This is a genomic window from Gillisia mitskevichiae (assembly GCF_003634585.1).
In the GTDB taxonomy this organism is placed as follows: Bacteria; Bacteroidota; Bacteroidia; order Flavobacteriales; family Flavobacteriaceae; genus Gillisia; species Gillisia mitskevichiae.
The window spans coordinates 89,653-112,929 of sequence record NZ_RBLG01000003.1; the positions used below are offsets into that span (position 1 = coordinate 89,653).

Below are 23,277 nucleotides of genomic sequence, written 5' to 3' on the forward strand. Positions count from 1 at the left end.
ATTTATTTTTTTTTGAAATTAACCTTAACAACTATAATGAAAAGTAAACTTTTAAAGTATCAAAAAAAGTCTTTAGGACTTGCTGTAATTGCAACTTTGGGTATTTCTACCTTAGTTACAGTTCAAGCACAAGAGCACACTAAAACCAAAATGGAAAACAAAAAAACAAGCAACACAGAAAATATACTTCTATCTAAATGGACTGGCCCTTACAATGGAGTTCCAGCATTTAATAAAATGGAACTTTCCCAACTGCAACCAGCCATAGAGATGGGAATGGAATTGCATTTAAAGGAAATTGAGAAGATAGCAAACAATACTGCTCCAGCCACTTTTGAGAATACTATTGTCGAAATGGAAAAAGCTGGAAAAGAATTAGATAGAGCTTTTACATATTATGGGATCTGGAGCAGTAATGTTTCTTCACCCGAATTTAGAGAAATACAAAAAGACTTATCTCCAAAAATTTCAGATTATTCTTCAAAGATCTCGCAAAACAAAAAATTATTTGAGCGTATAAAAACGGTATATGATAATTCCCAGAAAACACCTTTGGAAGATGATCAGCAAAGAGTTGTAAAACTCATTTATGAGAATTTTGCGATGGAAGGTGCTAATCTAGATGAAAAATCTAAAGTGAGATATGCAGAGATCAACAAAGAGTTATCCCAACTTTATACACGTTTTTCTAATAATGTGTTACATGATGAAGAAAGTTATGTTACCTACTTAGAAAAAGACGAATTAGGTGGATTGCCAGATTCTTTTGTGAAAGCTGCTGCTAAAGCTGCAACAGATAGAGGAAACGAAGGAAAATACGCCATTACTAATACTCGTTCTTCTATGGATCCTTTCTTAACTTATTCTAATGAGAGAGAGTTAAGAGAAAAAGTATGGGAAACTTATTATTCTAGAGGAGATAATAATGATGAATATGATAATAACGAGCTTATATCTCAAATATTAAAATTGAGGAATGAGCGTGTTAAGTTAATGGGTTATAAAAATTATGCTGAATGGCGTTTACAAAACAGGATGGCAAAAAATCCTGAAAATGCCATGGAACTAATGAATGCCGTTTGGCCTGCAGCTCTTGCAAGAGTAGAACAAGAAGTGGCAGATATGCAAGCTATTGCAGAAATGGAAGATCTTGATATTACTATTAAACCATGGGATTATAGATATTTTGCTGAAAAAGTTAGAAAAGATAAATACGATCTTGACTCAGATGAAGTAAAGCAATATTTACAACTAGACAATCTTACCCAAGCCTTGTTCTTTACTGCGGGAGAATTATTCAATTTTAATTTTACTCCAGTTTCAGAAGGAAGCGTCCCAGTTTTTCATGAAGATGTGAAAGTATGGGAAGTAACAGATAAAACTTCCGGGGAACATATTGGACTGTGGTATTTAGACCCTTATGCAAGACCAGGAAAACGTTCTGGTGCGTGGGCAACAACCTATAGAAGTTACACAACTTTTGATGGTAAAGAAACGGTACTTGCCTCAAATAACTCGAATTTTGTAAAGCCAGCTCCTGGAGAACCTGCGCTTATCTCTTGGGATGATGCAACTACTTTTTTCCATGAATTTGGACATGCTTTGCATTTTTTATCGGCTAATGTGAAGTATCCAACTTTAAATGGAGGAGTTCGTGATTATACAGAATTCCAATCGCAGTTATTGGAAAGATGGCTTTCTACAGATAAGGTGATCAATCAATTCTTATTACATCATGAAACAGGAGAACCAATTCCTGCAGCTCTTGTTCAGAAAATAAAAAATGCATCTACATTTAACCAAGGTTTTGAAACCACTGAATTTTTAGCTTCTGCTTTAATGGATATGAAATATCATACTATTGATCCTGAAAATATCAATCCTAAGAATTTTGAGAAAAAAGCGTTGAAGGAATTAAATATGCCTGAGGAAATTGTGATGCGTCACCGTTCTCCACAGTTCGGACATGTTTTTTCCGGGGAAGGCTATGCAACTGGATATTATGGTTATTTATGGGCTGATGTTCTAACGGCAGATGCAGCTGAAGCTTTTGCAGAATCTCCTGGAGGGTTTTATGACAAAGATATGGCGGCCAAATTGGTGAAATATTTATTTGCCCCTAGAAATGCAATGGATCCTGCTGAAGCATATAGATTATTTAGAGGACGAGATGCAGCAATAGATGCCTTAATGAGAGATAGAGGTTTTCCAGTACCTTCAAAGGAAAATAACGAAATGAGTGAAGATCAAAATATTGAAAATAAGAACTAACTAAACTAAGCTCTTTAAAATAAGAAAGCCCGAACTCCTAGAGTTCGGGCTTTCTATATATTAGAAAGTTACTGTAATTAGTTTACAGCAGTTTCAGTCATTGCCTCTACCTCTACAGTATCTACATCAGTAGAATCCATAACTTCTTCAGAAGGAGTTTCCATAACTTCAACAGGAGCTTCAACTTCTTCGATTACTTCAACTTCAGTTTGTTCAGCTGATTCATCTTTACAAGAGGTAAAACTTAAAACTAATGCGATTGCAGCAAGAGTTAAAAATGATTTTTTCATTTTAAAATTTGTTAATTGATTTAGTGCGCCAAATGTAATTGATTTTAGAATACAAAAATCAAAAAATAAATAATTTTGAAAATAATTTTAATACCTGCAACCTGCTGTAATTCAATTGATTATATTGAATTCAAATAAAGTTTAAAATCAACAAAGGAATATTGATTAAAAAATAAATACGTTTTACCTCCAAACCAGTCAATTTATTAGATGTGTTTCTTTATGGTGAGATAAAAGTTGCTTAAGTGTTTCTAGATAATCCAATAGAACTTCAAAATTAATTTTTGGATGTTCTCTAAATGGGAGTGTCAACGTATCTTCATCTAAAAACTTATAGATCTCAGGAAATTTCGTTTCAATCTCCAAAGTTTTTAAAGTGATCTCATTTAATAAACCTGTGATACTTTTCATAACGTTCAAATTTTAAATTCTACATAATACTCATGTGCCAACGTTTTAAATAAGGCAACTTCTTTATAACAGCCTGTGCTTCCTCCAGTGTGATCTCCTCATGCACCTCTGCCATCTCCAAAAGTTTCATTTCCAGTTTATGAAGGGATAGAGAGTGATCAATAAATTTCCCATTCTCAAAACAACTTATACAGTATTCCTCACTTCTAGTTTTATCTCTATTAGTTCCCATTAATTCTTTTGTAAAAGGCAATCCACAACTCTGACAAATTAAAGTCTCCATAACATTTTACTTTTTAGTTAGTATTTGTATAAAACCCCTATTCAATAATCTTCTTTAATTTAATTAAAACTCAGCTTATATGAAATAATTTTCATCCTAAATATTAATAAATTATTTTAGTCTACAGCTACAAGCACATATATAATTAATTAGCTATCAAACACTTAAATTATTACTGATCTCATTTAAAAATTTATATTTAAAAAATTAGATTGTATACCTATAAATCTAAAACAGAGCTTTTAATAATTTTTGAGACTTCAATTAGATCTAGATAATACCCTTGATATCTTCAAGAAAAGCCGGAATTTATTTTTTTTATGCTCTCTTTATTTGGGACTATATAATGCTAATATTCAGTTATTTAATAATAAATTAGAATGACTTTTGTCATTTTTTTTCTTGAAATAAAACAATAATTTCGATATAGATAAAAATCAAATATTAATTTTTAATCCTGAAATTATGTCTTTAATTAAATCAAACCACCGACGTAGAATCCCAATGCTTAGTCAATCATTAATGCCACAGGATCCTTTTTTTTCTGAAATGATGAACCCGAGGAGAAGTCTATTTAATCTTAACAGACTTATGAATGCTGATTTTGATGATGAATTTGATTTGTTTCCATCCTTAAATGTAAAAAATCTTGAAAATGAATTTGAAGTAGAATTAGCTGCTCCTGGTCTTTCTAAAGACGATTTTAAAGTCACTATTGACAATGGAATTTTAAATATCTCTGCAGAAATTGAAGACAAACAAGAAGAAAAAAATGACGCATATATGCGCAAAGAATTTAGCTACCACTCTTTTTCTCGTTCTCTTACATTACCGGAAACTGTAGACGAAAATAAAGATGTAAAAGCCCAGTATAAAGATGGAGTTTTAAAACTTAAACTGCGCAAAGTGGATGGAGCAAAATCTAAACCTGCTAAAACGATCAAAATAGTATAGTATTAAAGTTTTAAAAAAAGATCCTGATAATTCAGGATCTTTTTTTTGCGATATATCCTTCTACTCTTTTTTAAGCTGATTTTAATCATAGTTTTCAAATAAGAAATCTCATAATTTTAGTCATAATTACCTGAAATTATGAGAAAAATACTAATACCCACAGATTTTTCTAATAATGCTTTTAACGCATTAAAATTTGCATTGAATCTTTTTAAAGATGATCCCTGCGAGTTTTACCTGATTAATGCTTTTCAACTTTATTATTTTACAACAGATAGCCTTTTAGCCCCTGAGCCTGGGGAACCTGCATATGATAAGGCAAAAATTGCTTCTAAAACTGGGCTGGAAGATCTGATAGAGCAAATTAGTGTTATGTCAGAAAGTAGTATCCATAAATTTCAAACGCTCTCAGCATATAACAGTATATTAGAAGCTATTGAAGAAGCTATTGAAGCCCACAAAATAGAATTAATTATAATGGGTACAAAAGGGAGTAATAATCAAGCTGCAAAATTATATGGCAGTAGTGCAGTTACAGTAATTCAAAATATAAAAAAATGTCCCGTACTTATAATTCCTGAACATACTCCTTATTTACATGGTGTTCAAAAAGAAATAGTACTAGCTACAAATTATAAAATATCATATAAGCTAGCTGAAATTAGCTATTTAAAAGATATAGCTAAAAAATATCATGCAGCAATAAGGGTTTTATATGTTAAAAAGCACAATGAAATTAGTGATGATCAACTCTATAATAAAAATTTACTAAAAGAATATTTTAAAGATATAACACATTCCTTCCATATATTAAACCAAGCTAATGTTTTGCAAGGAATTAGATCTTTTATAGAAAGTAGAGAAAGTACCATACTGGCGGTGGTAAATAAAAAGCATAATTTTCTCCATAATATTTTTTCTAAATCTATATTAAAAGAAATAGGATACGAACCAAAAATCCCAATCCTTATTTTACACGATTCTAGGCTATAAACTGCCGAGCAATTTCTTTGTAATTATTTTTTAAAAATCTTATCTTTATAAGCCCCGATTGTATAACAATTTAATACTTCTCCTATGGCTACATTTACTAAGAAAAGCGGTTCTGCTAATGAAAAAAATGTAGATGAATTAATCTCAGATACTAGAGAGTGGGACAAAAAACTTCAAACAAGTTCTGAAGAAATTAATTTTCTAAGTCAATTTATTACTGCTGATATTTTTCAGAAAAATATTCCAAATCTTTATGAAAATTTATTCGCATTTTCCAGCACCATAACCACCTTAAAAAATGAAAAAATAGAATTACATCAAGCTATTAGTAACCATAAAAATGATCTTATTGGGATGTTTGAATGTGAGGATATTTCCTGCGAAACCTTTTATTTTAAACAACATGAAAAACTTGAAAATAGATTAATGAAATTCCTTGCAGATTTCGATGAATTTCAAAAAGAACTCTTCAAATTTTGCACTAATAAACTGCGGATGCCTGATTAATTACTCTCTCGTTTTTTAATACTCCCGCTTAGCTAACTGTCAATATTGCCAATTTTGTCATAATGGCGCATTATTATTTAAATTAAAAAAAAATTATTTAATTATTATTTTCCATCAATTAAATTTAAAATAATTTTGAATAATGTGATAATCAATGAGAATAATACAACTTACTTTACATAGAATATAAATTCACTTAAAACCTTAAATCATTGATTTCTAGCTAATTAAACAGTAGCATAGAAATCATCTTAGTATATCTCTTTTTTCCATATCTATATATTTAAAGCTTATAATTGTTAATTCTACAGTTTCAAAATTTAAGCTAAAATTTGATAAACCTTTCTTAATTCATTGAATTAAGAATTACTGCCAGCCTAGTATGGTCTTTGCATTCTTAGAATAGAAAATCGACCGAAATTTAATTCGGGAGAAATCATTTAATAAAAAACAAAAAAATGAGAATATTAGTTATTGGCGGAGGAAACATGGGTTTAACATATGCAGAGGGTATGTCTAAATCCTTTCTTTTGAACAGACACAAATTAATGATCTATGATAAATCTGAAGAATTAATAGCATCCTTAAGAGAACATTCCCACTTTGATGTTTACGATAAAATAGAAGATTGCATCCCTCAAGCAGATGTTATTTTTCTGGCGGTAAAACCTTTTCATTCTGAAACATTATTCAATGAAATAAAACCATTAATAAATAAAGAGCAAATTTTTGTTTCTATAATGGCAGGTGTTACAATAGATACCATCCAAGAAAGCTTAGAGGTAAGAAAGGTAATTAGAGCTATGCCTAATCTTCCTGCGCAAGTTGGAAAGGGAGTAACTTCTTATACAGAATCTAAAGAGGTCTCAAGAATAGAACTTCTTATGGTTAGAAATTTATTGGATACTACAGGAGAATCTATAAGAGTGTCTAATGAGAATTTTATAGATGCTTCTACAGGAATTTCTGGTAGTGGACCAGCATATGTATTCTACTTCATGCAATCTATGTTGGAAGCTGCACAAAAAATGGGCTTTTCTACAAACGATTCTAAAATACTTGTTAGCAAAACCTTTGAAGGAGCAGTGGAATTATTTAATCAATCTGATCTATCTCCAAATACATGGATGGAAAGAGTAGCATCTAAAGGAGGAACCACTAGAGCAGCTTTAGATTCTATGGAAGATAACAATGTAAAAGAATTAATTAAAGATGCTGCCTATGCCGCTTTTGACAGAGCAGTAGAATTAGGAAAAGAGTAATAATACAAAAAATAGAACACGAATATTAAGATCAATAAAATGGAGAAGAAAAGAATTGTTGTAAAAGTTGGTTCTAATGTAATGACCAATAAAGACAACAGAATTTTAGTACCGGTATTGAAAAATCTCGTGAAACAGATCGCTACCCTATATGAAGAAGATATCATGGTAGTTCTAGTTTCTTCTGGTTCTGCTATTGCAGGAATGGAAGTTTTAGGAGATATCAGTGTCAAGGATGAATCAAAACGAAGACAAGTATTTTCATCTGTAGGTCAGCCAAGGATGATGCGCCACTATTATAGCCTTTTTCACGATTATGGAATGCGCTGTGGACAAGTCTTGGCTACAAAAAGAGATTTTAGTCCTGGAATGCACAGAGAGAATATGATAAACTGTTATGAATCTTTACTTTCTGAAGGGATTATCCCAATTGCAAATGAAGATGATGCAGTATCTGTAACCATGTCTATGTTCTCAGATAATGATGAATTGGCGAGTTTAGTTGCAGAACTTATAAAAGCAGATTGCTTAATTATACTTAGTGACACCGAAGGACTTTACACAGGACATCCTGATGATGACGATTCAGAAAAATTGAATAAAGTTGATGGAGATGAGGATGTAGAGAAATATGTGCAAGTATCAGAAAAAGGTGAAGGTGAAGGCCGAGGCGGAATGGAATCTAAAATAAAGATCGCAAAAGAAACCGCTGCTAAAAACATCCCTACTTATATCGCAAATGGTAAAAGAAGGAATGTCATACTGGATATTCTAGCAGGAAAACCTGTTGGAACCAAGTTTACGGCATAAACATTTCAAGAGAACAAGAAGATATAAACGTTTTAAAAGAGAGATAATATGAAGTTGATAAAAACAGATATAAAAAATAATGTGCTTAAAGCGATGATCCGAATTTTGGATACGAAGCGAGTACAAATTATAGAAGCAAATAAAAAAGATCTAGAAGCCTTTGGAGAGAAAGAAGGTGCTATGTACGATCGTCTTATTGTAAACGATAAGAAAGTAGATGGGATGATCCAATCTATAAAGGAAGTAATGGGACAAGAAGACCCGGTTGGAAATACTATTTCTCACTTAGTATTGGAAAACGGGTTGGATATTACCAATAAAACTGCACCCTTTGGAAATATTATGATCATCTATGAATCTAGGCCAGATGTAACTATAGAAGCTGCCGTACTTGCTTTTAAAGCAAATAATAAGATCTACTTAAAAGGTGGAAAAGAAGCAATTCATAGTAATAAGATTTTAGAGGCATGTTGGCACGAAGCTTTAACAGAAAATGGTCTGGAAACTAACTGGATCGAGCTTTTACATTTAAACAGAGAGGAAACTCAGGAATTCTTGAAAAATCCACCTGTGCAATTAGATCTTATAGTACCCCGTGGCGGAGAGCGTCTAATCGCTTTCGTAAAACAACATGCAACTGGTGCTGTATTGGTTAGTGGAAGAGGAAATAACTTTTTATATGTTTCTGAAAATGCCGATTTTGAGACTGCCAAAAAAGTGATCTTGAATGCCAAGACAGATAAAATTTCTGGTTGTAATGCATTAGATAAGGTATTGATAGATCAAAACCTTCCCGAATACGAATCTAGATTGAAAGAGCTTCAGAAATTATTGAAGGATAATAACGTAGAGATTTTGGTTGATGAAAAAATTTCGGAGATATTAAGTTCCGAAGAAAAGCTGCCAAATGAAGATACCTGGTATGAGGAGTTCTTAGCTATGAAGATCGTGATTGGAAGCGTAGATGGAATTGATAATGTTATTAATAAGATCAATAAATATTCTGGCGGACATTCTGCGGTGATCATTACTAAAGATAAAAGTGAAGCTATAGAGTTCATGGAGCAAGTAGATAGTGCTGCCGTATACCATAATGCCTCTACCCGCTTTACAGATGGCGGACAAATGGGCGTAGGTGCAGAATTAGCTATTAGTACAGATAAATTACACCACCGTGGACCTCTTGGACTAAAACAATTGGTAACCAATAAATATTACGTGTTGGGTGATGGCCAAATTAGGGAATAAGGCAATTAAATTTTAGCCAAAATAAACAAACTTAAAAATGCGTCATTCTGAATTTATTTCAGAATCTCTATAAATTAGTTATTTCACCTACAGAGGCCCTGATTCAAGTTTAGGGTGGCGAAATTCATTATTTGATAGAGATAGGTCAAAAAAAAAGAGGCGCCAAATGGCGCCTCTTTTTTTTATGATTTGAAATAGCAAAACTAGTATTTCATCACCTTCAAAGGTGTACTTTCAAAAGTTGCTCCTTTCACTTGGATCACATACATTCCAGTGATCATTTTAGAAAGATTCACTATAAAGTCTGAATTTCCTTTCTTAAGCTGAACCTTTTGAGAGTTCAATAAAATTCCGTTAAGATCGAAAACCAATACCTCAGCCTTATAATTCTCAGCACTGCTCACTCTAATGGTAGTAAAATTATTCGTTGGATTTGGAGCAGCAGCAATAGCTTCAATCACCACATTTTGACCAGAACAACTTCCTAATATTGCTCCTTTTCTTAAATGAGCTTCTACCGCTGGCATTGCCACACATAGAGATTTTCCATTAAAACAAAGTTGAACTTTATCTTGGCCATTCCCATTTCCACAAGCAACATCTTGAACTGTTACCACAACAGAATCTTCTGCAGTACACCCGTTAGAATCTGTGATAACAAGAGTATATTCTGTGGTTTCAGAAGGACAAACACTAATAGTTTCTGTAGTTTCCCCAGTACTCCAAGAATACATATATTCTCCTCTACCTCCACTAATTTCCGTAGCACCAAGTAAAGTACACGTTGTATCGTACCCAGAATAAACCAATTGATCTTCAATTAGTGTTAATTGTAAGGCAGCAGCTTCAGAAATAACAATATTATTTGATATAACTGTATTTCCTAATCCATCTGTAACTTCCACAAAATAAGTTCCAGCGACTAAATTAACTGCTGTTTTAGAAGTCTGTCCATCACTCCAAGCGTATGTATATGGCAAAATCCCACCATCTACATTTACAGTTGCTGTTCCTGTAGCAGTTCCATTGCAGGTAACCTCGGTGATTTCTATAGATGTTATTTCAACATTTTTAAGAATCATTCTTACTGATACCGGGAAGTGATCTGAAGCTGTGGTAGTGAATTCACTATCATAATATTCATAATGAACTCTAGCACTTCCGTCTACAAAATTCTCAGAAAGTTCTGATGTTACCATTATATGATCTATCATATTTTCTCTAAAGGCATAAGACCTAAATCCTTGTTCACTTAAAATCGCAGTTAGAATATTATAATTTTCTGTATCATTAACATAGGCTTGATAGGTAGACACCGTCGTATTTATGCCATCTGCAACTGTTACATCTACATCATCATTATAATCTCCAAGGATCATGACATTTTTATTAGCATAGTACATATCCAAAGAATCCTTTAGTACTTCAACATCATATTTTCTCATATCATATCGAGATTGAGAATCTGTACTTCCATTTGCTCTTGCATGAAGACCAACAAAATTAATGGTGCTCGTTTGTCCATTTAAAGTAACATCTGCTTCCATCATAAATGGTAATCTTCCACTTGCATAGAATCTATCTGCACTTTCAGGATAATCTGTAAGTAAAGATCCATCTCCATCATAAAATGGATGTACAGACTTAAACATTGCTCTGGTAGATTTTACAGAAATCACATCTGTTCTATAAATAAATCCAACTTTTTGACCTCCAGGAGATTCTGGATAAGAAGTAGCATCAGAAAGTACATAATCATAACCTTCCATTTCAGAAACCATTTGTCCGAATAATACATCATCTGAGATCTCTTCTACTCCAATAACATCTGCGTCCAGATCCAATAAAATCGCTTTTACTTTTTCCTTCTGAATTTCATCTGAATTTGGATTATTGTACACAGGAGTATTTGTTTCATCTCCAAACCATTCAATATTCCACGTAACCACATCTAAAGTAAGTTCTCTTGAAATTGCTGAATCTGTTCCTGTATTATCATAAGCTCCGGCACAAGGGAAGTCTTCTAATATTCTAGGAATAATATTGAAATAAACATCTGCTGCAATTCCAGTAATTTGCACACAACTGGCGGGGATCGCTTTTCCAACAAACGCTGAAGTTTGAGGATCTATTCTAAAAACTCCAGGTCCGCTAGCATCTGAAACATTATAATTCCCACCGCCAAAGATCAAATCTCCAACAGCATCTTCAGAAAAAGTAATATCTGTTATGGTCACTAATTCGTCGGGATGCTGAGATAACTCAGCAAGTGTGATTTGTAGTGGCTCAATTGGATTAGTTGCTTGTCCCTCAAAATCTACTCTACTAACCGGACTAATTTCAATTTGTCCATTGTAAGTGATTTTAGTACCAGTAACAGTAATAGAATCTCCAATTTTAAAATTATCTCTTCCATGAACCAAGGCATCGTAAATTGCCATTGCCCCAGTTTCATCTTGTATATAGGCCGGTCCACTAAATTGATCTGATACTGTTAAAGTTCCTGTGATTGTTACCGTTTCATTATCTGCTACAACTCGTGCTTCAGCTATTGATAACAATTCTGTTTGAGGAACTATAGCACCATTTTCTGTTCCTGGAGATGGTTTTGCAGCAATATAAAATGCTGTATTTCTTACCCCACCTTGCCCATTAGGAAATCTCTGTAAGGATTCATCTGCCTGACTTCCATTTGCGTTTTCATCTGCTTGTATTTGCCCTTCATTTAAAAGAACTATTAATTCTTCATCTTGAGCATCGTCTGTTCCATATACTAAAGCGTCTACTAAATTATCTAAAGTGATTTCGGTTCCGTTAGGAAAATTAGATATAACGTCTTGATATAATGCTACTGCATCTGCCCCATTTTGAAAGGTATTACTAGAAACGACCATGTTTACGTTTTCAACGTCGGCATTACCCATAACAAAATACCCTTCTGCATTTGTAACTTGTCCTGTAAGATCGTAAGCTCCGTAACTTTTATCACCATTCCCATTATAGGTTACAACTATAAATCCATCCAAAGGTGTATTCCCTTTTCCGCCATCATACAATTCAAGAAACTCTTGAGAGTCGCTTCCTGGAGTATCGGCATCAAGTTCGTTAATAACTAAATTAACAGGTTCTGTGATATTAGTATTAGCTTTTCCGGGAGTTGGCAGGGCTTGAGTATAAGTAATAGTATTTCTTAAACCACCAGATCCATTTGGATAACGTTGAGAAGAATGAGCATCTTTATCTCCCATTCCATCTTCATTTATTTGTGGTTGTGCTTCATTTAATAAGACTAATAGTTCTGCCTCATCAGAATCATTGGTGTCATATACAAAAGCATCAATTAAATTATCTGTAGTAACTGCAGTTCCATTAGGAAAATTAGAAGCATTGCTTTCATATAATGCTACTGCATCTGCTCCATTTTGAAGTGCATTGCTTGGGATCACAATCCCCACATTTTGCACAGCAGTATTCCCGATCACAAAATATCCATTCGCATCTGTAGAATAACCAGTAAGATCTATAGCTCTATAACTAAGCTTATTAGATCCGTTAAAGAGCACTAATGCTTTGCCATCCAGAGAAGAATTTCCTACTCCTCCATCATAAAGTTCTACGAATTCTAAAATATCTGTTCCATCAGTATCAGAATCCACTTCATTAATCACTATGGTTGGAGGAACAACTTCTCCGCCAAAATCCTGTGCATTATTTACAGCATCATAGGTGTTTAATGCTGATTCTTGCCAAGTAAAATCTTGATATTGTTGTCCCGTACCAGCTAGCTGAAGGGAAAAATCTACTGCTGAAGTTCCAGATTCACTAACTCCAATATCTGTACTTGTGAATCCGTTAGCAATTCCATCCGTTGCAATTATCACCCCTTCATAACTTAGAAATTGAACAACTTCATTTAAATTATTCACTAATGCGAATCCATCTGGAGATCCATTTTGTAATCCAGAAATTGGAAAGAAAATCACTCCATAACCTCCTTGGAGATCTGGAATTACTCCAGATAAATTGGTAGTTCCAGAAGTTCCTCCTCCATTTCCGTTGTATTCTACAATACTCCAACCTGCTAGATCTGTCGCTGCTGGTCCAGCAATCTCGATTCCTTCGCCAATATCGCCACTGTTATTATCATAATGAATTTCATTTACAAAAACTTCTTGTGCCGTTGCTGTGATGCTAAAAAGTAAAAAGATTACAAAAAATAATCTATAGGGTAGTGTTTTCTTCATTTTTTCAGTTTTAAGATGTTGCAAGTACGCTCATTTTCAGGGATTTCACTTTATGAATTTATTAACAACTTATTAACGAACTGTAAATAATAACACAAAATTCTACGAGCATTAGGGTTTTGCTCTAAGGATGGTGTAACATTTGATATGTGGCTAAGTCTAATCGATATAATTAAAAAACTTTGTTAATGAAGAAATTAATCTATTCCATTGCACTTATAAGTATAGCAGTTGGATGTAAAGCCCCTAAAAGCATTACGGTAGATAATCTAGATAGAACTGTTGTTAATCTAGATCTTGTAAATATTAAAGAAGATAGAGTAAAAGTTACTGTAGATCCGGGAAAATTCACCTCTCAAGATATTACTTTCCATCTTCCAAAAACAGTTCCGGGTACCTATTCTATAGATAATTATGGAAATTTTATAGATGATTTTAAAGCCTTAGATTATTTAGGAGCTGAACTGTTAGTGGTTAAGACCGATGAAAATTCTTGGAAAATTGATAATGCCGCAAACCTAGATAAGATCACCTACTTGGTAAATGACACTTTCGATATCGATGGTGAAAAAGGAGTCTTTTCGCCTACTGGTACTAATATCGACGCAAAAAATAATATGCTATTAAACTTACATGGTTTTGTAGGGTATTTTGATGGTTTAAAAGAAAAACCTTATCAATTGATCATTAGCAGACCTAATGATCTATTTGGTAGTACTTCTCTTAAGCTTTCTGAAAGCATTAATTTGGAGAAAATGCCAAATTCTAAAAAGGATATTTACTTAGCTCAACGTTATTTCGAGGTTGTAGACAATCCTATTATGTATTCCAAACCAGATACCACTTATGTAAATGTAGAAGGGATCAAGGTTTTACTTTCTGTATATTCCCCGAACAAGGCACACACAGCCAAAAGTATAAAACCACAAATTGCAACAATGATCGCAGCACAAAAGCGATTCTTGGGAAAAATAGACAATACCTCTAATTACTCTATTTTATTGTACTTAGCCGATCCTTCAAAATTAGACGCCAAAGGGTTTGGAGCTTTAGAGCATCACACCTCTACTGTAGTGGTTTTCCCGGAAACTATGCCATTAGAAACTTTAAATGGAGCAATGACAGATGTAGTATCTCACGAATTCTTTCATATTCTTACCCCATTAAATGTACATGCAGAAGAGATTCATTATTTTGATTATAACGAGCCTAAAATGTCTCAACATTTATGGATGTATGAAGGAGTTACAGAATATTTCGCAAATCTATTTCAGGTTAACCAAGGCTTAATTGATAATAAAGATTTTTATAAGAGAATATCCTCGCAAATAGAATCTTCTAAAAACTATAACGATAGCCTATCTTTTACTTATATGAGTAAAAATGTGTTGAACGAGCCTTATAAAGATGAGTACTATAATGTATATCAAAAAGGTGCCTTAATAGGAATGGCATTAGATCTTAGACTTAGAGAATTGAGCAATGGCGAAATGGGAATTTTAGATCTTATGAAAAAATTAAGCGAGAAATATGGTAAGAACACTCCTTTTAAAGATGATCAATTAATTCCTACTATAGTTTCTTTAACCTACCCAGAAATTAAAACTTTTTTTGATACTTATGTTATCGGAAGTACTCCGATTCCTTACGATCAATTTTTAGCAAAAGTTGGTGTTTCCTTCCAGACTGAAGAAACTGCCACCTCTTTCTTTTTAGATGGTCAAGTACCTTATATTGATGGAAACCCGGAGAACATGAAATTGTTCTTTAGAAAAGGGATTAAACTGAATTCTTTTTTAACTCAATTAGGAGTGAAAAATGGAGATGTAATTAAGGAGGTTAATGGAACTGCTTATAGTATTCAGAATGTATATGATCTAGTTATGGGTTCTCAATCCTGGAATGAAGGAGATGATATAAGCATGTTATTGGAAAGAAATGAGGAAGAGGTGTTGTTAACTGGTAAAATCACTGCACCTACAACAGAGAAAACGAGTCTAAAAGAGATGGATCTTCCTGCAACCGATTCCAGAGTTATATTAAGAACAGCTTGGTTAAAAAATTAGATCAACAATAAAGTTTAAAGAGGTTATTTAATTGGAGACATGATCATTCTGAATTTCTTTCAGCTTGATACATTGCTTCTTTTAAAATAACCTCTTTTTCTTTTATGCAAAATCAAGTTTCCTTTGCCATACTTCAGCAAGAATTAAAAAATTAGACACAAAGACCAGTTATAATATTATAATTGAACTCCTATTTGTAAATTCGTTGCTAATTAAAAATCAATATTAGCAGAATGGATATACCAATCCTTAAGGACATCGTTATAATTTTAGGGCTTTCTATATTTATAATTCTTTTATTTCAGAAGATTAAAGTTCCTTCTCTGTTAGGTTTTTTACTTGCAGGTATCATCGCAGGTCCATATGCGTTCAATTTAATTAGTTCGCAACATGAAGTGGAACTCCTTTCTGAAATAGGGATAATCTTTCTACTTTTTATTATTGGGATCGAACTTTCCTTAAAAGGTCTTGCAGCTATTAAAAAAACTATCATTATTGGTGGTGGTATCCAAGTTGGTGGAACAATATTATTAACTGCATTTCTAGCAAATATTATAGGAATTCCATTGAACACCGCAGTATTCATCGGGTTCTTATTTTCCCTGAGTAGTACCGCCATAGTTTTAAAAATATTACAGGAAAAGGGAGAGATTAGTTCACCACACGGAAGAATAATAGTCGCAATCCTAATATTCCAAGATATTATAGTAGTTCCTATGATGCTGCTTACACCCTTATTAACTGGGCAAGATGAAAACATATGGAACACCTTGGGCATTCTTCTAATCAAGATTATTGGGGTACTTATTATTATCTACCTTTTAGCAATTTATATTGTTCCTAAGATTTTTGAAATGGTTGTAAAAACCAAAAATCAAGAATTATTCATCTTAACAACGATCGTATTTTGCTTTTCTGTAGCATGGCTTACCTCTGCCATTGGACTCTCCTTAGCATTAGGAGCATTTTTCGCAGGTTTAATTATTTCTGAATCAGATTATAGTCATCAAGCTACCGCGAATGTGTTGCCCTTTCGAGAAATTTTTATCAGCTTCTTCTTTATCTCTGTAGGATCCTTACTAGATCTTAATTTTTTTATGGCTAATTTCCTTTATGTGATCTTACTTGCCATTGGGGTAATTCTTTTAAAAATGATCATTATAGCAATTACCGCATTAACACTAAGGTATCCAGCTAGAACAATGTTCTTTACCGTTTTTTCTATATTTCAGGTGGGAGAATTTTCCCTATTATTGTCTACTGTAGGTTTAGAAAATGGATTACTACCTACAAATATTTATCAGTACTTTTTAGCAATTTCAATCATTACAATGGCTCTCACTCCATTTTTAATGAATTTCGCTCCCAATATCACATATTTTTTACTGAAGATACCAATACCAAAGGCTATTAAAAAAAGGTTACATACCTATCATAATATTCAATTACAAAATCACTCAAGTATTGAAGAACTTAAAGATCATTTAGTAATCATTGGATATGGAATTAATGGAAAGAATATTTCTAAAGCAGCAAAAAGCACTAATATTCCTTATGTAATTCTAGATCTTGAGCAAGAGGCATTTCAAGAGGCTAAAAAGAATGATGAGCCAATAGTTTTTGGAGATGCAGCAAATCCTGTGATTCTAAAACACGTTCATGTGCAAGAGGCAAGGGTGGTTGTTATTGCTATTTCCGATCCCAATTCTACGAAGCAGATCATAAATGAAGTTCGTGGGCTTTCAAAAACGGCTTGTATTATTGTTCGTACTAGATATGTAAAGGAAATTGCAGAAAATTTGAGAATGGGTGCAGATGAAGTAATTCCTGAAGAATTTGAAACTTCAATTGAGATTTTTAGTAGAGTTTTGAGAAAATATCTGATCCCTCATGACCAAATTATGGATTTCATTAATAATGTTCGGTCTTCAGATTATGAAATGCTAACAACGCTTAAAGCGGGACCACATACACCAGCATATCAGCATTTAAATATTCCAAATAAGGAGATCGTAACCTTAAGTGTAAAGCAAGGTGCAAATGCAATTGTAGAAAAAACTGTGATGGAATCTGGGATTAGTAAAAATTATGGAATTACCGTTTTGGCAATTAAAAGAGACAATCATTACATTACAGATATTACCCCAGATGCAGTTATAAAAACGGGAGATCTACTCTATCTTTTTGGCGCGCCTTCCAATATTAATAAACTTAATAAATTGCTATCTCTATAATTAATTACTTTTAGGATCCTGTGCAATCCAACATCGAATTGTAATAAAAGGATGTTAAGATTTAAGAAACGAAATTGCGTTTAAAATATTTAAAAGATATATTTAATTTTTTAACAACTTAAATAATAGGACGACCATGTCTATACTTCCCGAAAATCTTCAGCGATACCAAAAATTTATGATCTTTATGCTGAAGTATTGGAATAGCGATCTCTTTGCTAAAACCGCTTCCACAGCATTAAATGAGGACGATCCAGATGAAAACAAATCTGAAGTATACGACCAAACACCTGAAGAGTTAGTAGAAGATCTAAAAAATATGGGTCCAACCTATATTAAGTTAGGTCAACTTTTATCTACTCGTCCAGACCTATTACCAGATCCTTATTTACAAGCATTGGCTAGCCTTCAAGATGATGTTCCACCTATAGATTATAGTGTGGTTCAAGAAATTGTTGAAGATGAAATAGGGTCGAGAATTTCTAAAGCATTTAGTTCCTTTGATGAAGAACCTTTGGCAAGTGCATCTATTGGACAAGTTCATAAAGCTACTTTAAGATCGGGTAAACCGGTTGCAGTAAAGATCCAGCGACCAGGAATTAGAAAACAGTTCTTGGCAGATTTAGACACCTTAAAAGAAATGGCCGAATTTGCTGTTAAGCATACAGAGGTGGCTAAAAAATATGCTTTTGATAATGTGCTGGCTGAATTAAGACATATTCTTTTACAAGAGCTAGATTATAATCGCGAAGCTCAAAATCTAATTACACTTGGAACAAATCTAAAAGAATTCCGCAGTCTTATTGTACCTCAGCCAATTTTAGATTATTCCTCTTCCAAGGTGCTTACTATGGATTTCATTCAGGGTAAAAAGATCACTTCTATCTCGCCAATGAAAAAATTGGAAAATGATCTTAGTCCTTTGGTAGATGAATTGGTAGAAGCATATTTAAAACAAATAATTACAGATGGATTTGTTCATGCAGATCCTCATCCGGGAAATATTCATATTACAAATCAAAATCAGATCGCTTTAATAGATCTTGGAATGGTTGCGAAATTCACAACTAACATTCAAGAAAAATTACTTCAACTTTTAATAGCATTAAGTCAGGAAGACGGAGAAGCAGCGGCAGATGTTTTATTGAATATGAGTGAATTAACAGATCACGCAGATGTGAAGAATTTCCGAAGAAATGTAAATCAGCTAATTATGGATAGCCAGGTTACAGCGGCTAAAGAAATGGAAACCGGAAGACTGCTAATTCAAATGAACAGGATCGCAGCAAATAATGGGATTTTAATCTCTGTAGAAGTAAATATCCTAGGAAAGATCTTCCTGAACATGGACCAAATAATCGCAGTTTTAGATCCCGACTTCGATCTTAAGGAAGCTATTAGGAAGCATGTGCATAAAATGATGCGTTCTAAGATGTATAAGGAATTAAAGCCTGAGAATTTATTTTCTGTAGCCTTAGAATCTAAAAAATTAGCCGAGCATCTCCCGGAACGATTAAATAAAATTTCAGAAAATCTTGCTAACAATGAATTTAAGATTAAAGTAGATGCTATAGATCAGCAGCGCTTTACAGATGGATTTCAAAAAGTTGCAAATAGAATAACCCTAGGGCTTATTATTGCTGCAATGATCGTTGGTGCGGCAATGCTAATGAGAGTTCCATCTTCTTTTGTTATTTTTGGTTATCCCGGGCTTGCTATTATATTTTTTATGATCGCTGCATTAGGTGGAATCATACTGAGCTATGTTATTATAGTGAAGGATGAAGGATTTAAACTGAAAAAATAATTATATTCAATCCCTGCTAGAGCTGGCAACATTTTTAAATTAAACTATTCTATGAGAATTATTACACTTATTAGTCTTTTCACCTTATCTCTAACAGCATTTTCCCAACAAGTAAAATTACCCATAGATACCATGGTTGTCTCCAATCATTCTGTAAATATAAGTGGCAAGAATATTAACTATACCGCTCAAACCGGGACACAACCAGTGTGGAATGAAAAAGGAATTCCTGTTGCCAGTTTATTTTATACTTATTATAAACGAAGTGATATTAAAAATACCGAAAATAGGCCTCTAGTGATCTCCTTTAATGGAGGTCCGGGATCTGCATCTGTATGGATGCATCTTGCGTACACAGGACCCAGGATTTTAAAGATAGATGATGAAGGTTTCCCTGTACAGCCTTACGGGGTGAAAGAAAATCCATATTCAATTTTAGATGTTGCAGATATCGTATATGTAAACCCTGTAAATACAGGTTATTCCAGATTAATAGATCCTGAAGAAAATAAAACTGATAAAAAAGATTTCTTCGGAGTTCAGGCAGATATAAAATATCTGGCAGAATGGGTAAATACTTTTGTTACACGAAAAAACAGGTGGTTATCGCCAAAATATTTAATTGGTGAGAGTTATGGAACTACCAGAGTTTCAGGTTTAGCTTTAGAACTTCAAAACAGTCATTGGATGTATTTAAATGGAGTTATTTTAGTTTCGCCAACAGAAATCGGGATAGAGCGTGATGGTCCAGTAGAAATAGCTAACAGACTTCCATATTTTGCTGCCGCAGCTTGGTACCATAAAAAATTGCCAACAGCGCTTCAAAATAAAGATCTGGATGAAGTCTTACCAGAAGTGGAAAATTATGCCATTAATACCTTGTTACCAGTATTGGTGAAAGGTGGGTTTATAGAAGAAACTAAAAAGAAAGAAATTGCAGCTAAAATGTCCGGCTACTCCGGGATCTCAGAAAAGGTGATTTCCCAAAATAATCTTGCCGTGCCTTTTCGTTATTTCTGGAAAGAACTAATGAGGGAAGATGGTGGATTTACTGTGGGGCGATTAGATTCTAGGTATTTGGGAATTGATAGCAAAATCGCAGGTGATTCTCCAGATTATAATGCCGAATTAACTTCTTGGCTACACTCCTTTACTCCAGCAATTAATTATTACCTGCAACAGGAATTGAAATTTGAAACAGATATTAAATACAACATGTTTGGTCCTGTGCATCCTTGGGATAGAAGTGGCGATAACAGCGGAGAAGATTTAAGACAAGCAATGGCACAAAATCCAAATTTAGACGTATTGATCCAGTCTGGGTATTTTGACGGTGCTACCACCTATTTTAATGCGAAATATTCTATGTGGCAATTAGATCCTAGTGGAAAAATGCAAGATAGATTAAGCTTTAAAGCTTATAGAAGCGGGCATATGATGTATTTGAGAAGTGAAGATCTTAAAAATGCCAATAATGATATCAGAGATTTTATTATGAAATCTTTACCTAAAGAAGGAGAACCAGCCAAGTATTTGGTAAAATAAAAACCATATTTAGAACAGTAATGCCCTTTAATTTTAATAATTATAGGGCATTGCTTTTTTAGCTTAAAAGATGTGCTTTAAGATCCTTGTAATTTTTTATTTGAAATGCCTTCTTTTCCTTATTCATTAAAGCTTTTATAGAGTCTGGAATTTCTAGTTTATGATCTATAGCATTCTCGACAGTATCCAAAAATTTAACCGGATGGGCAGTTTCCAAGAAAACACCTGAATAATCAGGATTAGTGGCTAAGAATTTTTTAAGTCCTAAATATCCAACCGCACCATGAGGATCTAATACATAATTAGATTCTTTAAAAACCTTTCTCATAGTGTCTTCCGTTTCCAAATCAGTAAAACTATAAGAAGATAATTTCTCTTTAAGTTCATTAAACGTTTGCTGAAATAATTCCTGAATTCTTATAAAATTACTAGGGTTTCCAACATCCATAGCATTAGAAATGGTTTGCACACTTGGTTTAGGTTCGTATTTTTCAGAAGCAAGATATCTGTCTACGACATTATTTGCATTGCTGGATGCCACAAAATGATGGATAGGAAGTCCCATTTTAGCAGCCAACATTCCGGCACATATATTCCCGAAATTTCCACTGGGAACAGAAAATACCACTTTCTTATTATTTAGTTGAAGTTGCTGATAGGCTATAAAATAATAGAACATTTGCGGTAACCATCTGGCAACATTTATGGAATTAGCAGAAGTGAGCTGTCTTTTATTTTGAATCTCAGTGTCCAAAAATGCTCTTTTCACCATATCCTGGCAATCATCGAAAGTACCATCAACTTCCAAAGCAACGATGTTCTGCCCTAAGGTTGTAAGTTGTTTTTCCTGAATTTCACTCACTTTACCTTTCGGATAAAGGATTACAACATCTATTCCTTCTACTCCTAAAAATCCGTTTGCCACTGCTCCACCTGTATCTCCGGAAGTTGCTACCAAAACAGTGATTTTCCCTAAGTTTCCTTTTTTGATAAAATACCCTAAGCATCCCGCCATAAATCTGGCTCCCACATCTTTGAAGGCCTTTGTTGGACCATGAAAAAGTTCTAAAACCTGAATGTTTTTTTCTACAGGAATAACAGGAAAATCAAAATCGAGGGTATGTTCTATAATGCGTACTAATTCGTCTTTTGGAATCTCTTCACCAACGTAATTTTTAATTACAGAATAAGCAATTTCGATTTTAGATAGTGTTGGTAGAACCTCAAAAAAGGATGCAGGTAACTGGGCTATTTCTTCAGGAAAGTATAAACCTTTATCTGGAGCCAATCCTTTAACAACTGCATTTTCAAAGGTAGAACTATGTGATTTATTATTTAAACTAAAATATTTCATCTATAATATTATTTAAACCAAATACTTTCAAAAACTCATCGAGAGATATTGAACTATTAAAAGCATCTCATTTTTATTCAAGTATTCTTATTCCTGTTCTATTTATTGCAGAGTGATGCAAATCAAATTCGATTCCCTTATCCTGATAGAAAAGCTGCATTGCCTTCTTAACATTCGCTGTAGCAGTATCTCCTTTGCACATCGCAAAAACTGATGGACCGGAACCAGAGATCCCAAAACCCAAAGCACCATTTTCTAAAGCTATATTTTTTAGTTCTTCAAAATAAGGTATTAGTACAGATCGCATTGGCTCTATTATTTTATCCTCAAGGCTTCTGCCTATCAATTCATAATCTTCAGTATACAAACCACTCACAAATGCAGCTAAATTTCCCCATTGCCCAATTGCATCTTTCAATTGAACTTGTTGTTTTATTACCGCTCTGGAGTCTTTAGTCTTTAGTTCTATTAGGGGATGTAAAATGACAAATCTTATTTCTGGTGGAGAGGGCAAGGACAGCACTTCTAATGGGTGGTAACTTTTAACCAAACTAAAGCCGCCCATTAATGCAGGAGCCACATTATCTGCATGGGCATTGCCGCTTGCTAGCCGTTCTCCCTCCATAGCAAATACTATAAGTTCTTTAGAATTGAAAGGTTCTCCCAGCAGCATATTGGCGGCAAATACCGCTCCTGCAGAACTTGCAGCGCTACTTCCAATCCCACTTCCGGCTTTTATATTTTTATCTATTTCAATATCGAAACCTTGGGTAGAACCCAAGGTTTTAAGCATCGCATCGATCGCTACTGTTGCCACATTGTTTTCTGACTCTAATGGCAAATCCTGACCTGTAATTCTGAGTATTCTTAGTTTGTTTAGGTTATTCTTTCTCAAGATCATCTGGTCTCCAATAGTATCTAAGCAACAACCTAGCACATCAAATCCACAAGAAAGGTTTGCGACAGTAGCGGGAGCAAAAATTTTAATTTCTTCCATA

General features: G+C 33.6%; 17 protein-coding genes. 11 read left to right on the plus strand and 6 right to left on the minus strand.

Annotated elements, in window-relative coordinates; genetic code table 11:
- The first annotated feature begins 36 nt into the window (after positions 1-36).
- The gene (locus BC962_RS11320; protein WP_121346142.1) at positions 37-2,271 is read left to right on the plus strand and encodes a M3 family metallopeptidase; all 2,235 of its coding nucleotides are present in this window, start codon (positions 37-39) and stop codon (positions 2,269-2,271) included.
- A 77-nt stretch (positions 2,272-2,348) separates the two neighbouring features.
- On the opposite strand, the gene BC962_RS11325 is transcribed toward BC962_RS11320, so the two are convergent.
- The 3 genes from BC962_RS11325 to BC962_RS11335 form a co-directional block, all read right to left on the minus strand.
- The gene (locus BC962_RS11325; protein ID WP_121346143.1) at positions 2,349-2,561 is read right to left on the minus strand and encodes a hypothetical protein; all 213 of its coding nucleotides are present in this window, start codon (positions 2,559-2,561) and stop codon (positions 2,349-2,351) included.
- A gap of 198 nt (positions 2,562-2,759) precedes the next feature.
- Positions 2,760-2,972 carry a hypothetical protein gene (locus BC962_RS11330; protein ID WP_121346144.1) on the minus strand — a complete coding sequence of 71 codons (213 nt, stop codon included), beginning with the start codon at positions 2,970-2,972 and terminating at the stop codon, positions 2,760-2,762.
- Positions 2,973-2,991: 19 nt separating this feature from the next.
- Positions 2,992-3,255 carry a zinc ribbon domain-containing protein gene (locus BC962_RS11335; protein ID WP_121346145.1) on the minus strand — a complete coding sequence of 88 codons (264 nt, stop codon included), beginning with the start codon at positions 3,253-3,255 and terminating at the stop codon, positions 2,992-2,994.
- A gap of 465 nt (positions 3,256-3,720) precedes the next feature.
- Here BC962_RS11335 and BC962_RS11340 point away from each other — a divergent pair, with 465 nt between their 5' ends.
- The 6 genes from BC962_RS11340 (at position 3,721) to BC962_RS11365 (ending at position 9,029) form a co-directional block, all read left to right on the plus strand.
- The gene (locus BC962_RS11340) at positions 3,721-4,209 is read left to right on the plus strand and encodes an Hsp20/alpha crystallin family protein (protein WP_245984168.1); all 489 of its coding nucleotides are present in this window, start codon (positions 3,721-3,723) and stop codon (positions 4,207-4,209) included.
- 138 nt (positions 4,210-4,347) lie between these two features.
- A complete protein-coding gene (locus BC962_RS11345) occupies positions 4,348-5,202 on the plus strand; it encodes a universal stress protein (RefSeq protein WP_121346147.1) in 855 nt (284 codons plus the stop codon).
- Between the two features lie 84 nt (positions 5,203-5,286).
- Positions 5,287-5,709 (plus strand): hypothetical protein, encoded by a 423-nt coding sequence (locus BC962_RS11350; RefSeq protein WP_121346148.1) that lies wholly within the window; start codon positions 5,287-5,289, stop codon positions 5,707-5,709.
- Between the two features lie 458 nt (positions 5,710-6,167).
- Positions 6,168-6,971: a pyrroline-5-carboxylate reductase gene (proC, locus tag BC962_RS11355; protein WP_121346149.1), complete on the plus strand. Its 804-nt coding sequence runs from the start codon at positions 6,168-6,170 to the stop codon at positions 6,969-6,971.
- Between the two features lie 39 nt (positions 6,972-7,010).
- Positions 7,011-7,781, plus strand: coding sequence for a glutamate 5-kinase (gene proB, locus BC962_RS11360; RefSeq protein ID WP_121346150.1), 771 nt, complete (start codon positions 7,011-7,013; stop codon positions 7,779-7,781).
- Between the two features lie 48 nt (positions 7,782-7,829).
- The gene (locus BC962_RS11365) at positions 7,830-9,029 is read left to right on the plus strand and encodes a glutamate-5-semialdehyde dehydrogenase (RefSeq protein ID WP_121346151.1); all 1,200 of its coding nucleotides are present in this window, start codon (positions 7,830-7,832) and stop codon (positions 9,027-9,029) included.
- A gap of 203 nt (positions 9,030-9,232) precedes the next feature.
- Here BC962_RS11365 and BC962_RS11370 read toward each other — a convergent pair whose 3' ends face one another.
- Positions 9,233-13,273, minus strand: coding sequence for a T9SS type A sorting domain-containing protein (locus tag BC962_RS11370; RefSeq protein ID WP_121346152.1), 4,041 nt, complete (start codon positions 13,271-13,273; stop codon positions 9,233-9,235).
- A gap of 188 nt (positions 13,274-13,461) precedes the next feature.
- Here BC962_RS11370 and BC962_RS11375 point away from each other — a divergent pair, with 188 nt between their 5' ends.
- The 4 genes from BC962_RS11375 (at position 13,462) to BC962_RS11390 (ending at position 20,925) form a co-directional block, all read left to right on the plus strand.
- Positions 13,462-15,339, plus strand: a complete 1,878-nt coding sequence (locus BC962_RS11375; protein ID WP_121346153.1) for a M61 family metallopeptidase — start codon at positions 13,462-13,464, stop codon at positions 15,337-15,339.
- 233 nt (positions 15,340-15,572) lie between these two features.
- Positions 15,573-17,573, plus strand: a complete 2,001-nt coding sequence (locus BC962_RS11380) for a cation:proton antiporter domain-containing protein (protein WP_121346154.1) — start codon at positions 15,573-15,575, stop codon at positions 17,571-17,573.
- Positions 17,574-17,709: 136 nt separating this feature from the next.
- Complete coding sequence (locus BC962_RS11385; RefSeq protein ID WP_121346155.1) at positions 17,710-19,380, plus strand: AarF/UbiB family protein; 1,671 nt, start codon at positions 17,710-17,712, stop codon at positions 19,378-19,380.
- Positions 19,381-19,431: 51 nt separating this feature from the next.
- Positions 19,432-20,925 carry a S10 family peptidase gene (locus BC962_RS11390; RefSeq protein WP_121346156.1) on the plus strand — a complete coding sequence of 498 codons (1,494 nt, stop codon included), beginning with the start codon at positions 19,432-19,434 and terminating at the stop codon, positions 20,923-20,925.
- A gap of 58 nt (positions 20,926-20,983) precedes the next feature.
- Here the strand turns inward: BC962_RS11390 and thrC are convergent, their stop codons facing one another.
- Both thrC and BC962_RS11400 read right to left on the minus strand, forming a co-directional pair.
- Entirely contained in the window at positions 20,984-22,279 is a 1,296-nt protein-coding gene (thrC, locus tag BC962_RS11395) for a threonine synthase (protein WP_121346157.1), read from the minus strand.
- A gap of 73 nt (positions 22,280-22,352) precedes the next feature.
- Complete coding sequence (locus BC962_RS11400) at positions 22,353-23,276, minus strand: homoserine kinase (protein ID WP_121346158.1); 924 nt, start codon at positions 23,274-23,276, stop codon at positions 22,353-22,355.
- Position 23,277 lies beyond the last annotated feature (1 nt).